We start from the raw sequence: 14459 nt of genomic DNA, 5'->3' as shown, positions 1-14459 counted from the left end.
ACTAATCGATTCACCTCATAGACGCAATCTTTATCGTTGTCACAAAGTTGACATATTTACGTCATTAAGCTGTCACGAAAAATCACTAAAGTTGTCGCATCTTTCATCTGGGTGTTTAAAAATTCACCAACCTAAGTAAAGGGTCACATATGAAGTTGCTAGCGACAAGTACAGCCATTGCAATGGCTTGCGTTCTATCAACCTCAGCATTGGCACAGGATAAAACCTTAGAGCCAGTCGTTGAGAACGCCACCGATATCAATGAGTCTGCACGCGAGGCTCAGCTTACAGTAGACAAGATTTCTGATTCCATGCAAGAACGCATGCAGCAATACAAGCAGATCATGAAAGAAATCGAAGGTCTGCAAGTTTACACCAACCAACTTCAAAATCAGATCGATGATCAACAGGTTGAGATGGCTGATTTAAACCAGTCGATTGACCAGGTCAGTTACGTGGAGCGCCAGATTACTCCATTAATGATTCGCATGGTTGATGCGTTAGATACTTTTATCGAACTCGATGTGCCCTTTTTAGAGCAAGAGCGTGATGAACGCATTGCGGGTCTGCGCGATTTGATGAGTAAAGCGAACGTGGACGTGTCTGAAAAATTCCGTCGTGTTATGGAAGCCTATCAAATTGAGACAGATTATGGTCGCAATATTGAGGCTTATACAGCTGAGCATTCCATTGATGGGCAAGTTCAAGACGTGACCTTCTTACGCGTAGGTCGTGTGGCATTGATTTATAAATCGCGCGATGGACAACATCTCGGCATCTGGGACAACGACAGTAAGCAGTGGATGGAACTTGACCAGGCTCATCGTCCCGCTGTTGAAACTGCCATCCGTATCGCACGTAAGCAGGTCGCTCCCGATATGTTGATGCTACCGCTCGTCGTGAATAAAACCGCGTCAACTAACGCTGCCGATTAAGGAGTCCCAAGATGTCGATGAAACCAATCAAGTTAATACTCAGCGCAGCACTAACATTAGGTTTGGTAGCTGGCGCGCAAGCGGCACCTAAGCCGCAAGATCCTATCAACCTTGACCAGTTACTTGAGCAATTACAGCAAGGTAAATACGCACAGTCGGAAGAAAACAAAGCTCGCTTAGAGCGTTTCCGCCAGCAGGAGCAAGAGCAAAAGCAAATGTTGCGCGATGCCATCGCACAGCGTCAAGCGCTTGAGCAACAAGCGTCAGACTTAGAGACACGCTTTGAAAGCAATGAGACTCAACTAGGTAACTTGCAAGATACCTTGACTCAAAGCATGGGCTCATTGAAAGAACTCTTTGGTGTATTACAGCAAGTGACCAATGATGCTGCGGGTAGCTTCCAAAACTCTGTTATTTCAGCCCAGTACCCCGGCCGTTCTGATGAGCTAAAGCAGTTATCTGAGCAAATCAGTAACTCGTCTAAACTGGCGTCTATCGAAGATATCGAGAAAGTTTGGCTGGCGCTACAAAAAGAAATGACCGAGTCAGGCAAAATTGCCGAGTTCTCTGCGCCTGTGACTGAAGCTGATGGTGAGAAAGACGTCGAAGATGTCTTACGTGTTGGGGCATTCAACCTTGTTGCAGATGGCGCGTACCTTGAATATAACGCAACCACTGGCAACATCGCTGAATTAGTCCGTCAACCGGCAGGACGTTTCACCGAGAGTGCTGAAGAGTTGCAAGACGCCTCAAGTGGTGTTGTCGCATTTGGTTTGGATCCGACGGGCGGCTCGATTCTTGGGTTATTGGTACAGGCGCCTAGCTTAAAAGAGCGGGTGGACCAAGGTGGAACTGTGGGCTACATCATCCTTGGGCTTGGCTTAATCGGTCTATTGATTGCACTTGAGCGATTCGTATCACTCATGCTCATTGGCAATAAAGTAAAGCGCCAACTTAAAGCGCCACAACCGAAAGAAGACAACCCGTTGGGTCGCGTCATGTTGATTAAAGACAAGTTCCCTGATGCGGATACAGAAACACTCGAACTCAAACTGAGTGAGGGCATCTTACGCGAAGTACCGAAGATCACCCGCAACCTCACGTTTATTAAGATCATCTCGGTTGTCGCTCCGTTGATGGGTCTATTAGGTACGGTTACCGGTATGATTAATACCTTCCAAGCAATTACCTTGTTTGGTACCGGTGACCCGAAAATGATGGCGGGTGGTATCTCGCAAGCATTGGTGACCACAGTGCTTGGTCTTGTCGTCGCGATTCCAATGACGTTGCTATTCGCAATGTTGCATACACGCAGTAAAAACATGATCCACATTTTGCAGGAGCAAGCATCAGGCATTATCGCTGAACGCTCTGAGCGAGGAGAATAGTCGTGTTATTTCTGATTGAATTCAGCAATGCGATTAGAGATTTCATCGAGGCCGGCGGGCATGTCCTGCTGGTCATCGGAATCCTAATCTTCAGTATGTGGCTGATGATACTCGAGCGAATTTTTTACTTTTTCAATGGCCACCGTAAAGCGGTCAAAGACGCACGCAAGCGTTGGAAAGAGCGTGACGATAAATCGTCTTGGAATGCTGAGCAGATCCGCCAAGCGATGATTTCACGTGTTGCGCTGGGTCTGGGCGGTAATTTGCCGGTGATAAAAGCGTTAGTCGCTTTATGTCCTTTGCTTGGGCTGATGGGTACCGTGACCGGCATGATCGAGGTGTTTGATGTGATGGCCATAACAGGTACCGGAAGTGCTCGCTCGATGGCTGCGGGTGTCTCAAAGGCTACTATCCCTACCATGGCCGGAATGGTTGGAGCATTATCTGGAGTATTTGCCGCGACTTGGTTGCAGCGTACAACGCGCCGCGAGCGAATGAAATTAGAAGATCGAATTTTATTGGAGCGTCACTAATATGAAACAGCATTTTGCCAATTTAGTTGAAGAAGAAGAGAGCGCTATCGACATGACGCCGATGCTCGACGTGGTCTTTATCATGTTGATCTTCTTCATTGTGACAGCCTCATTCGTAAAAGAGTCGGGCATTGATGTTAACCGCCCAGATGCCGCTACAGCTGTGCAAAAGAATCGCGCCAATATTTTGGTTGCAATCAGTGACTCGAATGAAGTGTGGATTAACAAGCGTCAGATTGATTTACGCGCGGTTCAGGCGAATATCGAACGCCTTTATGCAGAGAATCCACAAGGCTCAGTCGTAATTCAGGCCGATGAAGAGTCAAACACTAAGACCTTGATTGAGGTTATGGATGCCGCACGAGCTGCCGGTGTGTTCGATGTCTCAGTAGCAACGGATGAGCAGTAACTATGAGATATATTGCCGCGCTATTAGTTGCCGCTGCAGTCACCATCGGGCTGTTCTATTTAATGCAGTCATTAATTAGCTCGGGTGAGGGCGCGATGTCGGAGCCGGTAAAGGGCAGTGTCTTGGACTTCGTGCGTACGCCGGAACCTGAGCAGGTGCAGGAAAAAGAGCGCAAGCCCGAACGCCCGCCGGAACCTGAACAGCCACCGGAAGATTTACCACAACCCGATATGAGCTCAGACGTTGATACAGATAGCTCGGGGTCTTATGACTTCAGCGCTGATGTCAGTGCCAGTGCGGATATTGGCAATGGCGCCTCGTTACAAGCGAGCGATGGTGAGTACTTGCCCATCGTTAAGGTTCAGGCAACTTACCCGCGTCGTGCACTTCAACGTGGCATTGAGGGCTATGTGGTAGTCGAGTTTACGGTCACCAAGCAAGGCTCAGTGAAAAATCCGGTTGTTGTCGAGGCAGAACCTCAAGGCATATTTGAAGACTCAGCCATGGAAGCCGTACTTAAGTTTAAGTATAAGCCACGCGTTATCGACGGTGAGCCGGTAGAAGTCGAAGGGGTGCGTAACCGTATGACCTTCGAAATGAATTAAGGTGAGGTGAGCAATGAAACATTTTCTATTAAGTGGCGTAATTGCTTGGGTTGTAGGTACGACGCTCGTTCAGCCTGTACTGGCTCAGACAACAGAGCGTGTACCCGCATTGCGTGAAAAAGTGTATAGCCAATTAGCTCGTGCTCAACAAGAAGCTGAAGATAATGGCGTGCAAGCTGGCTTGGCTGCGTTGAAGTCGGTTGAGGATCGTGCGGATAGTATGAATAGCTATGAACGTGCGATGCTTTGGAACTTCTATGGTTATACTTATTACGATAATGAACAAGTCGACAAGGCGATTGACTACTTTGCAAAGGTGGTTCAAGAGTCACCCATTCCGGAGTCGCTCAGAAAAAATACGCTGTTCAGCTTGGCTCAGTTAAGCTTAACTGAGGGGAATTTTCAAGAAACGCTGGATTACCTCGATCGATGGGAAAACGTGGCCAAGGCGGATGAGCTTAGTAAGGCTTGGGTCCTAAAAGCCCAGGCACTGTATCAAGCAGAGCGTTATGCGGAATCCTTGCCATTTATTCAGAAAGCCATTGCGGCCGCTGACAAGGAAGATAAAGCACCTCAAGAAAATTGGTTGATACTCGCTCGAGCTATTCATTATGAACTAAAGCAAACTGAGCAAGTGGCGGCTGTGCTTGAGCGCTTGGTAAAACTCTACAGTAAACCAGAATATTGGCTACAACTAGCAGGAGTTTACGGTCAACTTGATCAGACTAAGAAGCAACTGGCAGTACTTGAAGCTGCAAACCAGCAAGGATTTATCGATACGGCTGGAGAATTGCGAAATCTTGCGCAGGTTTACTATATTAATCAGTTACCGTACAAAGCGGCGAAGATCATGAAAGACGGTTTTGACGCTAACAAGATTGAGACAAACCTGGCTAATCGCAAGTTTTATGCGCAAAGCTTGATGCAGGCGCGTGAATATCAGCAAGCGTTGGATGCCTATTTGTGGGCTGACGAAGTCAGCGAAGATGGCGAAATGTTAGCGCAGGCAGCACACGTTGCACTCAATCTGGATAAGAATCAGCGTGCGACGGCGTTAGCTAAACAGGCACTTGAAAAAGGCGAAGTACGTAATGCGGGTAACTTGTGGTTGTTGCAAGGTATGGCCGCGGTCAACCAACGTCAATACGAACAAGCCGTCGAGGCGTTTGCTAAAGCGCTTGAGTTTCCAGAGAGTAAGGCGGCAGCTCAGCAATGGCAACGATATGCAAAAAGCCAAGTTGACTATCAAGCGCGTGTTAACGAAACTGCAATGAATTAGTCATGCTTCTGCAATAAAAGGTACATAAAGTAAGAAAACTGTAATAAAATCTACACGATGTTTTAACTAAACGTTCATTTTCACGCGTAGTTCACGACAAAAACCGTAAACTGCGTTAATGACTAAAACAATCGTGTGGATTTTATGCTTCGATATTTTATGTATGCAGCATTGATGTGCAGTTCGATAAACGCATACGCGGGCGATAAGAATGATGCGCTAACCGTCTACGGTCGTGCCAACATCGGCTTGCTATACAGTGATATTGCGGATCAAGATGATACGGAAGTCAAAAGCTACTCATCCCGCTTTGGCTTGAAGGGCCGTCAGTCGCTCGACAATAATCTTGAAGTTTTTTATCAATTTGAGTGGGGCGTCGACCTCGCTGGCTTTGATGAAGATAATTCTATTAGTGATCGTAACCAAATCGTGGGTCTGCGTAGCGATTTTGGTACCGTCATGTTAGGCCGCTATGATACGTTTCTGAAAGACTCACAAGGTGCTGTTGACCAATTCAAGGACTATACAGCCGATCTGAAATACCTATTCAAAGGCGAAGTCCGTGCTGATAATAGCCTGACTTATTACTCGCCCGCTTATAAAGGTTTCAAACTGGGCTTTACCTACGTATTTTCGGACGAAGATAGTGTAGACGACGGTCAATCGTTTGGCCTCATTTACGGGGATGAAAAGCTCAAAAAGAGTAACGTTTATGCCGCGTTAGCATTTGATAATGAGGTGGCAGGCTTTGACATCGTACAATTCTCTTTCGCCACTAAGGTGAATGATTTCAAGTTAGGTTTTGCAGCTCAAGATTACCAGTCAGTGGATGGCATAATCAGTGCTCAGGGCGTGTTGGTCAGTGCCGCTAAACGCTATGGCGCTTGGGTGCCTAAGGTTCAGTATCAAGTTATTAAAGATGATGAGCGAGATCATTCGATCTCTATCGGCAGTGATTACTACCTCGGTGATAACACACGTTTGTTTGCCTTTTACACCGCTCGTAACCGCGATATTCAGCAGCAGATAACAGAAGACTACCTTTCTATCGGTGTACGTCACGATTTTTCTTGGTAAGATAGAAGCGCGATGAGCAGCTACTCTTCGGCTGCTCTATCTATTGAGCCAGATAATCGAGTGACGTCATGACGAATCTTATTGTACTTGCCATCTATTTGTTGATTGGTGTGGTGATTAAACGCGCTGGGAAGTTCCCTGATAACACTGCGCAAGTGCTCAACTTGTACGTCATTTACGCCGCTTTACCCGGTGTTATTTTTACCAAAATTCCTGACTTACACTTTTCTTCCGATCTCATTATTCCAATTATTACCCCGTGGCTACTGCTGGCAATGAGTGCCGTTATGGTATTGCTGCTAAGTCGTTGGTTTAATTGGTCGCGGGAAGTCACCGGTGCCCTGCTGATTTGTGTACCGCTAGGTAATACCTCATTTTTTGGCTTTCCGATGATTGAGGCGTTCTATGGCAGTGATGCGATTGTATATGGGTTGCTCTACGATCAGTTTGGCTCGTTCTTTGGATTAGCTATTTATTCGACAATTATTATAGCGCTGTACCGTCCGCTTGCTGCTGGGGAATCAGCAGAACGTCCGCGCATTGTGGATATCATCAAGAAAATCGTGCTGTTTCCGCCGTTCATTGCGCTGATAATCGCCCTATTAATTAAAGATATGGCTTACCCTGAGGTGTTCTCGGTGCTGACTGAGTCGTTGGCGGTGACATTGGTGCCTGTCATTATGGTGGCTGTTGGGTTCCAGCTAAAATTTCGTTTGCCAAAAGGCAGCAAAACGCCACTCACCGTCGGTTTATTGCTCAAATTACTGGTGATGCCAGCGGTGACATTATTGGTATTAGCATCGACCACGGGCATTGAATCGACTTTAGTACAAGTCACTATTTTTGAAGCCGCAATGCCGCCCATGATTACGGCGGGCGCGGTTGCCATCATGGCTGGTTTGGCACCGATCTTATCGGCCGCCACGGTGGGGTACGGTATCTTGTTGGCGTTCATTACTTTACCGTTACTACATCAATTACTGCAGTGGTTGGCATGACTGCGTGACAATGTCACAAAAGTGACCTAGTTTAATAAAACTGTCATAATAATTGTTAATACTATGTCGCATAGTTTAACAAGTCAGGAAACCAATCAATGCCGCGTAGAATTCTCATAGTAGAAGATGAAGCACCTATTCGCGAAATGCTGAGTTTTGTTATGGAGCAACATGGTTATCAAGCCGTGGAGGCTAAGGACTATGACAGTGGTCTTGCCAAAATCGCAGAGCCCTATCCCGATATGGTGCTGTTAGACTGGATGCTACCGGGCGGTTCAGGTATTCAGCTTGCCAAGAAAATTAAGAGTGATGATTTCACGCGTAACATTCCAATTATTATGCTCACTGCGCGCGGCGAGGAAGAAGACAAAGTGCGTGGACTCGAAGTGGGTGCCGATGACTACATTACAAAGCCATTCTCGCCCAAGGAACTGATGGCACGGATGCGCGCAGTATTCCGTCGCGTTGCGCCGACCGTCTTGGATGAACCTTTAGAGATAGAGGGACTAAAGCTTGATCCTGTTTCACATCGTATTTCTACGCATGATCGTAGTATCGATATGGGACCAACAGAGTTTAAACTGTTGCATTTCTTTATGACGCATCCGGAGCGTGTATACAGCCGCGAGCAGCTACTCGATCAAGTTTGGGGTACCAATGTTTATGTAGAAGATCGCACCGTTGATGTGCACATTCGTCGCTTGCGTAAAGCGTTACATGAGCACGGTTACGATCGTTTGATCCAGACGGTTCGTGGCGTCGGCTATCGCTTTTCAAGCCGGTAACAGAAGGTTATGGATAGAGAGTACAGCAGTTTTGGTGCACTTAAGGGGCTTGTTCTCTATCTAGTGCCTTTTGCCATTATTGGTGCCATATTGGGCATCTTTTGGCAAGCGATGTCGCTATCCATGGCAGGCCTTTTGATATGGCACTATTATTATCAGCAAAAATTGACCGATTGGCTCTGGAATAGCCGTAACTTAATGCCGCCCACGGCGCCAGGCAGTTGGTCTTACATTTACGACGGGATTTACCGAAACCAGCGTCGTAGCCAACAACGGCGTCGGTCGTTAGCTCAGTTACTTCGTCGCTTCCGTGAAGCAGCCGAAGCGCTTCCAGATGCAGCCATTGTGTTTCGACGTGATGGCTCATTGTTATGGAGTAACCAACTCGCGCAATTCTATTTTGGTCTTAAATGGCCAGATGACGCGGGTATGCGCCTATCAAACTTAATCCGTCATCCCGAATTCTTTAGTTACCTGAGTAAAGGTAATTTTGAAGAAGCGCTGACAATTCCCTCACCTGCCCGCGACTCGTTAGATATTGAGATTCGGGTAATGCCTTACAGTGATGATCAATATCTCTTAGTCGCACGCGATGTCACTCAAATTAAGCAATTGGATAATCTGCGTAAAGACTTTGTAGCGAATGTTTCGCACGAACTAAAAACACCTCTGACGGTATTGCAAGGGTATCTTGAAATGGTTGAGGACCCAGCGATGACTCCGCCGGCAATGATGACCAAAGCGGTGGGTGAGATGCAACGTCAAAGTGAGCGTATGCGATTGCTTATTGATCAACTGCTTGAGCTTTCTCGCATGGAAACACCATCGCATGATGTCTTTGAACGGGTAGTGGATGCACCTTCATTACTACAACAGTTGCAAACTGAGGCGGAAAAATTAGCTAAAACAAAATCTATTAATGTTCACTTTGATGTGGCGCCCGTTAAAGTTTACGGCAAAGAGGATGCGTTACGGAGCGCAATGCAAAACCTCATTACCAATGCCATTCGTTATAACCAAGAAGGGGGTGATATTCGGGTCACTTGGCAAATGGTCGGGAGTGAGGTTGAGTTCAGTGTCGAAGATACTGGGCCGGGGATTGCCTCGGAGCATTTACCAAGGCTGACTGAGCGCTTTTATCGTGTTGACAAGGATAGAAACAGTGAGCGCGGCGGCACCGGTTTAGGTCTTTCTATTGTTAAACAAGCGTTGCAACATCATAACTGTGAGCTACAGGTGAATAGTGCATTGGGCAAGGGGTCGCGCTTTTGGTTCCGTTTACCTGCTGGACTCAGAGTCACCGGCAAACGTCATTAAAGTGACTTTTTTTTGTCATAAATGTCATTAAACTGTCACACAAATCTCATAAACTGCTGAAAATACGGTCAACTGGTTTTGTGAAAGTCACGTGAGGACAAACAGCATGAACAAGTTCAACAAGGCAGTCAAACAGCTTTTAGGCCTCAGTGTGATGATGGCACTGATGAGTCCTGCACACGCGACGGATGACTTACCAAAATACGAGAAAGTGTCGGGCTTGTCCGGCAATCTATCTTCGGTAGGCTCTGATACCTTAGCCAACATGATGACATTCTGGGGTGAAGAGTTTAAACGCATGTACCCTAGCGTAAACATTCAAATTCAGGCTGCGGGCTCTTCGACTGCACCACCGGCACTGACTGAAGGTACAGCGAGCTTTGGACCGATGAGCCGTGCCATGAAGTCAAAAGAAATAGAAGCATTTGAGAAGCGCCACGGTTATAAGCCGACACCCATTCGTGTCGCGATTGATGCGCTGGCGGTGTTCGTTCATAAGGATAATCCGGTTAAAGGTCTGTCGATTGCGGAAGTCGATGGTATTTTTTCTTCGACACGAAAATGTGGTTTTCCAGAGCCTATCACTCGCTGGGGTCAACTCGGCTTAACAGGCGATTGGGCGAGTAAAGATTTGCAGTTGTACGGCCGCAACTCGGTGTCAGGTACTTATGGCTACTTTAAAGAAGCGGGGCTGTGTGACGGTGACTTTAAGGCCAATGTAAATGAGCAACCTGGCTCTGCCTCTGTTGTACAATCGGTTTCAACGTCGCTGAATGCAGTAGGCTACTCGGGTATCGGGTACGTCACCTCAGGCGTTCGCGCGGTACCGATTGCTCGCGGTGACAGTCATGAGTTTGTCTCAGCAACCCGTGAAAATGCTTTGGCCGGTAAATATCCTTTAGCTCGCTTTTTATATGTTTATGTGAATAAGCACCCGAACCAACCGTTAAGTAAAGCTGAAGCCGAGTTCGTAAAGATGATTTTGTCTCAGCAGGGACAAGCTATTGTCGACAAGGACGGTTATATTGCATTGCCCCGCGCTATCGTGGATGCTGAGCTTAAAAAATTAGGTTTGCATAACGCAGAATAAACAGTGTTATTCAGTTAAATAGCCAGCGCCCATGCGCTGGCTTAACACGTTAATAGGAAAGGTATGGACAGGCAAACAGAGCAGCAACTAAAAGCGAGTCAGGCGCGCTTATTAAAAGATAGGCTGGCGCGTGTCGGTGTTACCACCGGTGGTGTTTTGGTGCTGGTTGCGCTGTTGCTTATATTTTTCTATTTGCTTTATGTCGTGCAACCGATTTTTGAATCCGCTTCGGTCAAGCCGATGCATAGCTTTGACATTAAAGCCAATGACCAAACTTTGGCGCTGGGAATGGAAGAACAGGCTGAAATTGGTTATCGCTTTGGCGCATCCGGCAAAGGTGAGTTTTTTGCCTTACAAGATAATACCTTTTCAGAACGTAAAATCGGCGATGTGATTGAACAACGTATGTTAGTGCCGCAAGGCAAAATTACTAGTTTCGCGCGCTCGTTACCGGTTAATCAGCAGTTTGTCTATGGGTTAGATAATGGGAAAGCCCTTATTGTGCAGCCCAAATTCAGCGTCACTTTTCCAGAGACGGCTCGTACACAGGGTACTCGTCAAGTTGAACGACTGATTATGCCGCGCTTTGAGGTACTCAATAATGAGCAACCGTTGCAAGTCGATGAGCAGGGACGTCCACTTGAGCAGTTGGCTTATGCGACGGATGGCGAAGGTATGCTGATGGCGGCAGTCACTGGTGCTGATACGTTACTGATTACAAAGTTTGCAGCAGAACAAAACTTTTTGACAGGCGAGATATCACTCACACCTAAATATGAACAACGTAAAATGACCGCTTCGATACGAGATATTGCGGTTACGCCCGATTTAAATAAAGTTTTTGCACTGATTAATAACCGAATTGTGGTTTACTCAGTCAGCATGTCCGGTGCAGTGAGTGAAAGCCAAGTGATCACGCTTAACGGGCGGCAGTTTGGCCAGGCGCAATCATTACACTTGATGCCCGGTGCCGCCACCGTATTGGTCACCCATGAAAGTGGTGTTATCTCACAATGGTTTGAAGTGCCCACTGACGAAGGACGAACGTTTAAGTACATTCGCCAGTTTGATGCCGGCGGACAAATTGTTGACTTAGAAGTCGAGGACTATCGTCGTACATTTTATGCGGTGACCCACGATGGCAAGCTGAATATATTTCATACGACGTCTGAGGCGGACCTCTATCATGAGGCTTTGCCTAACCGAGAAACACAAATGATCACGATCGATCCGCGTGCTAACCATCTCTTAGCTGAAGCCGGTAATGAGCTAACATTATTCAAATTGAGTAATGAACACCCGGAAGTGACGTGGAGCGGATTATGGGAACAGGTTTGGTATGAAGGTTATCCAGAGCCTTCGTATACCTGGCAGTCAACTTCGGGTTCGGACGACTTTGAGCCTAAATTTAGTTTAGTGCCGATCTCGTTTGGTACGATCAAAGCTGCACTCTATGCCATGTTGTTTGCCGTACCCATTGGTTTAGCGGCTGCAGTTTACACGGCTTACTTTATGTCGCCCTCAGTGCGTAAAGTGGTTAAACCGACTGTTGAGATTATGGAGGCACTACCGACGGTTATTCTAGGTTTCTTGGCGGGACTTTGGTTAGCACCGATTATTGAAGCTTATTTGCCCGGTGTGCTGGCGGTGATTATCTTAACACCGTTGTCTATTATTGGCTTCGCTGCACTTTGGCAGTTATTACCGTCCCAAGTGCGTAATACGTTAGGTGAGGGGCGTGCATCGTTAATTCTCGTGCCGCTTGTGTTATTCGTTGGCTGGTTATCCTTTTCAATGAGTCCGTGGGTTGAGGCCGTATTATTCGACGGCAATGTACGCGGCTATTTGACCAATGAGTTAGGCGTCACCTTTGATCAGCGAAACTCGTTGGTGGTAGGGATAGCCATGGGATTTGCGGTGATACCGACCATTTTTTCTATCGCAGAGGACGCCGTATTTAGTGTTCCTAAGCACTTGTCTAATGGTTCATTAGCGCTCGGTGCGACACCGTGGCAAACGCTGACTAAAGTCGTATTACTGACAGCAAGCCCCGGAATCTTCTCAGCGATAATGATGGGGCTCGGACGCGCTGTCGGTGAGACTATGATCGTACTTATGGCGACAGGTAACACACCGATTATGGATTGGAATATTTTCGAGGGTATGCGCACCTTATCAGCCAACATCGCGGTCGAGATGCCCGAATCCGAAGTGGGAAGTTCGCATTATCGCATTCTTTTCCTAGCCGCATTCGTGTTGTTCATCTTCACGTTTTTCTTTAACACCATCGCCGAGTTTGTCCGTCAACGGTTACGTGACAAATACAGTTCGATGTAGGGCTGACAGTTAGAGGTTACTCATGAAGCAATGGTTTAGAACTGGAAAGCCTTGGATTTGGTTGACGGCTGGCGCGGTGAGTGTGAGCTTGGTGGCGGTTATAGGCTTAGTGTTAATGATTGGTTGGCGTGGATTATCATTTTTTTGGCCGACAGCGATTCATCAAATGACCATCGAAACAGCATCGGGCGAGACACGCACGCTTATCGGCGAAATCTATGATAGCGAAGAAGTACCTATTGACCGTGTCCGGCAATCAGGTGTTGAGGTCGATGCGAGCGAAGGTGAACTGATTACACGTTACTTGATGAAAATCGGTAACCGCGAGTATGTGCCGTTGGACTTCACTTGGGTGGTCGAGCCAACTATTGTTGAAGATAAAACACCCACTGATATGGCGATCATTGAACGTACAAAAGACGGAAATTTCTATGGCCGTATCATTGCGATTGAGCAACAAGGTGAGCGAATCGCTGGGTATGAAGAAGCTGATTTCCGCGAGGTGTTATTCGATCGTGTTGAGCGCGCAGTCGAACTGCACGATGAGGGACAAGCGCTACAGGAAGATGAAATTGGCCGGATCAACTATCAGTTGAGCGAATTAGGCTTGGAGGAACGCCGCTTAAAACTTGAAGGACAATTAACTGAGCAGGCCTTGGCACGCCTTGAAGCGGAGCGAGAGCGGTTACAAGCGGAATACCAAACGTTAGAAAAAGCGTTGTTTGAGATTCGTGATCGAGCCGCACGGGATACGCTTATTGTCGAAGATTTTCGGGGCGAAGCGGTTGCTGTGCCGTTGTACCGCGTGTTGGATGTTAACTTCCCGAACGACATGCATTTACTTGCAAAGATCGGTCATTTTTTCCAACAAATTGGTAAGTTTGTCTCCGAGCCACCTCGTGAAGCGAACACCGAAGGCGGTGTTTTTCCGGCAATTTTTGGTACCGTATTCATGGTGCTGTTGATGTCGGTGATTGTTACGCCTTTTGGTGTCGTCGCGGCAGTCTATTTGCACGAATATGCAGGCAAAAATCCAGTGACCAAGCTGATTCGGATTGCCGTGATTAACCTCGCGGGTGTTCCGTCGATTGTTTATGGTGTTTTTGGTCTCGGCTTTTTCGTCTACATGGTCGGAGGTAGCATTGATCAAGTGTTTTACCCAGAAGCACTACCTAATCCAACCTTTGGTACGCCGGGCGTGCTGTGGTCTGCGATTACTTTAGCGATCTTAACCTTGCCAGTGGTGATTGTTTCGACGGAAGAAGGGCTTGCGCGTATTCCAAGTAGCTTACGTGAGGGCTCGTTGGCACTAGGTGCGACTAAATGGGAAACCATCTGGCGAATTATCGTACCTATGGCGTCTCCGGCAATAATGACCGGCCTTATTCTTGCGGTGGCTCGCGCGGCAGGCGAAGTGGCACCGTTGATGTTGGTTGGGGTGGTTAAATCTGCGCCAATGCTTCCGGTTGATGGCAACTTTCCTTACTTCCATCTAGATCGCAAATTTATGCACTTAGGGTTCCATATTTACGATGTCGGCTTCCAAAGTCCTAATGTAGAGGCTTCGCGCCCGTTAGTTTATGCGACATCGTTTTTACTGATTACTGTGATTGTTGGACTCAACCTCACGGCCATCGGTGTGCGCAATCACTTACGTGAGAAATACCGTGCACTTGAGCAATAATCACTTAGCAATAGAAGGACAG

Annotated in this window: 13 protein-coding genes; all 13 read left to right on the top strand. The window is 47.2% G+C overall.

Annotated elements, in window-relative coordinates; translation table 11 throughout:
• The first annotated feature begins 149 nt into the window (after positions 1 to 149).
• Positions 150 to 935, top strand: coding sequence for a DUF3450 domain-containing protein (locus OS145_RS10170; protein ID WP_006956348.1), 786 nt, complete (start codon positions 150 to 152; stop codon positions 933 to 935).
• A gap of 17 nt (positions 936 to 952) precedes the next feature.
• Positions 953 to 2323 carry a MotA/TolQ/ExbB proton channel family protein gene (locus OS145_RS10165; RefSeq protein ID WP_050750007.1) on the top strand — a complete coding sequence of 457 codons (1371 nt, stop codon included), beginning with the start codon at positions 953 to 955 and terminating at the stop codon, positions 2321 to 2323.
• 2 nt (positions 2324 to 2325) lie between these two features.
• Positions 2326 to 2856: a MotA/TolQ/ExbB proton channel family protein gene (locus OS145_RS10160; RefSeq protein WP_006956346.1), complete on the top strand. Its 531-nt coding sequence runs from the start codon at positions 2326 to 2328 to the stop codon at positions 2854 to 2856.
• Position 2857: 1 nt separating this feature from the next.
• Positions 2858 to 3265 carry an ExbD/TolR family protein gene (locus OS145_RS10155; protein ID WP_006956345.1) on the top strand — a complete coding sequence of 136 codons (408 nt, stop codon included), beginning with the start codon at positions 2858 to 2860 and terminating at the stop codon, positions 3263 to 3265.
• A 2-nt stretch (positions 3266 to 3267) separates the two neighbouring features.
• Entirely contained in the window at positions 3268 to 3870 is a 603-nt protein-coding gene (locus OS145_RS10150) for an energy transducer TonB (protein ID WP_006956344.1), read from the top strand.
• A 13-nt stretch (positions 3871 to 3883) separates the two neighbouring features.
• Positions 3884 to 5149 (top strand): tetratricopeptide repeat protein, encoded by a 1266-nt coding sequence (locus OS145_RS10145; RefSeq protein ID WP_006956343.1) that lies wholly within the window; start codon positions 3884 to 3886, stop codon positions 5147 to 5149.
• Positions 5150 to 5323: 174 nt separating this feature from the next.
• The gene (locus OS145_RS10140) at positions 5324 to 6226 is read left to right on the top strand and encodes a porin (RefSeq protein WP_242603671.1); all 903 of its coding nucleotides are present in this window, start codon (positions 5324 to 5326) and stop codon (positions 6224 to 6226) included.
• 68 nt (positions 6227 to 6294) lie between these two features.
• Positions 6295 to 7224, top strand: coding sequence for an AEC family transporter (locus tag OS145_RS10135; RefSeq protein WP_006956341.1), 930 nt, complete (start codon positions 6295 to 6297; stop codon positions 7222 to 7224).
• Between the two features lie 98 nt (positions 7225 to 7322).
• Complete coding sequence (gene phoB, locus OS145_RS10130; protein ID WP_006956340.1) at positions 7323 to 8009, top strand: phosphate regulon transcriptional regulator PhoB; 687 nt, start codon at positions 7323 to 7325, stop codon at positions 8007 to 8009.
• Positions 8010 to 8018: 9 nt separating this feature from the next.
• The gene (gene phoR / locus OS145_RS10125; RefSeq protein WP_006956339.1) at positions 8019 to 9326 is read left to right on the top strand and encodes a phosphate regulon sensor histidine kinase PhoR; all 1308 of its coding nucleotides are present in this window, start codon (positions 8019 to 8021) and stop codon (positions 9324 to 9326) included.
• Between the two features lie 106 nt (positions 9327 to 9432).
• A complete protein-coding gene (locus OS145_RS10120) occupies positions 9433 to 10416 on the top strand; it encodes a PstS family phosphate ABC transporter substrate-binding protein (protein ID WP_006956338.1) in 984 nt (327 codons plus the stop codon).
• A 63-nt stretch (positions 10417 to 10479) separates the two neighbouring features.
• Positions 10480 to 12753 (top strand): ABC transporter permease subunit, encoded by a 2274-nt coding sequence (locus OS145_RS10115; RefSeq protein ID WP_006956337.1) that lies wholly within the window; start codon positions 10480 to 10482, stop codon positions 12751 to 12753.
• 22 nt (positions 12754 to 12775) lie between these two features.
• Positions 12776 to 14437 (top strand): phosphate ABC transporter permease PstA, encoded by a 1662-nt coding sequence (gene pstA, locus OS145_RS10110; protein ID WP_006956336.1) that lies wholly within the window; start codon positions 12776 to 12778, stop codon positions 14435 to 14437.
• The last annotated feature ends 22 nt before the right edge of the window (positions 14438 to 14459 follow it).

Source organism: Idiomarina baltica OS145, from assembly GCF_000152885.1.
In the GTDB taxonomy this organism is placed as follows: domain Bacteria; phylum Pseudomonadota; class Gammaproteobacteria; order Enterobacterales; family Alteromonadaceae; genus Idiomarina; species Idiomarina baltica.
This window is presented reverse-complemented; position numbering and strand designations above follow the sequence as displayed.

Bases quoted from the DNA above. Each gene is read 5' to 3' on its own strand.
- OS145_RS10170 (WP_006956348.1), top strand. From the start codon at position 150: ATGAAGTTGCTAGCGACAAGTACAGCCATTGCAATGGCTTGCGTTCTA.
- OS145_RS10165 (WP_050750007.1), top strand. From the start codon at position 953: ATGAAACCAATCAAGTTAATACTCAGCGCAGCACTAACATTAGGTTTG.
- OS145_RS10155 (WP_006956345.1), top strand. From the start codon at position 2,858: ATGAAACAGCATTTTGCCAATTTAGTTGAAGAAGAAGAGAGCGCTATC.
- OS145_RS10150 (WP_006956344.1), top strand. From the start codon at position 3,268: ATGAGATATATTGCCGCGCTATTAGTTGCCGCTGCAGTCACCATCGGG.
- OS145_RS10145 (WP_006956343.1), top strand. From the start codon at position 3,884: ATGAAACATTTTCTATTAAGTGGCGTAATTGCTTGGGTTGTAGGTACG.
- OS145_RS10140 (WP_242603671.1), top strand. From the start codon at position 5,324: ATGTGCAGTTCGATAAACGCATACGCGGGCGATAAGAATGATGCGCTA.
- OS145_RS10135 (WP_006956341.1), top strand. From the start codon at position 6,295: ATGACGAATCTTATTGTACTTGCCATCTATTTGTTGATTGGTGTGGTG.
- phoB (WP_006956340.1), top strand. From the start codon at position 7,323: ATGCCGCGTAGAATTCTCATAGTAGAAGATGAAGCACCTATTCGCGAA.
- phoR (WP_006956339.1), top strand. From the start codon at position 8,019: ATGGATAGAGAGTACAGCAGTTTTGGTGCACTTAAGGGGCTTGTTCTC.
- OS145_RS10120 (WP_006956338.1), top strand. From the start codon at position 9,433: ATGAACAAGTTCAACAAGGCAGTCAAACAGCTTTTAGGCCTCAGTGTG.
- OS145_RS10115 (WP_006956337.1), top strand. From the start codon at position 10,480: ATGGACAGGCAAACAGAGCAGCAACTAAAAGCGAGTCAGGCGCGCTTA.
- pstA (WP_006956336.1), top strand. From the start codon at position 12,776: ATGAAGCAATGGTTTAGAACTGGAAAGCCTTGGATTTGGTTGACGGCT.